Source organism: Pseudomonas sp. AC083, assembly GCF_979253165.1.
Genome location: NZ_CEEDDH010000044.1, coordinates 1 through 432 on the forward strand (window position 1 = coordinate 1; position 432 = coordinate 432).

At 39.1% G+C, this 432-nt stretch carries 1 protein-coding gene; it reads right to left on the reverse strand.

The window, feature by feature from the left end:
• Positions 1 to 362, reverse strand: a 362-nt coding sequence (locus AC0IXA_RS27160; RefSeq protein WP_471814862.1) for an exonuclease/endonuclease/phosphatase family protein, incomplete at its 3' end; no start/stop codon positions are given.
• Positions 363 to 432 lie beyond the last annotated feature (70 nt).

The window sequence follows — 432 nt, forward strand, 5'->3', positions numbered from 1 at the left end:
TATGTCTTACAGTTTAAAACCCGGGTCCGAAATCTATGTCTTACCATTACAAAATCTATCTGGTATCTCCCAGTATCTCCTGGTCTCTTCCATGTATACAACCTTCTTTTGTGATTCTTAAACCAGGTGTTTGTTATAACTAAATTATGTTCCGTGCAAAATTCTACCAGGCGGCTTCCTCTTTCATTCCTTTTGCCCAGACCATATTCACCTACTATCTTCCCTTCCCTTCCTCGTCCTACTACCGAATTCCAGTCTCCCATAACAATTAAGTTTTCCTCTCCCTTAATTGTCTGAATAATTTCCTTTAGCTCCTCATATATTTCTTCGATTTCTTCATCATCGGCAGAACTAGTTGGCATATAAACCTGTACTACTGTGTGTATATTGACTATTGTAATGCGATCACTGCGCTGCTCATAGTAGTTTACC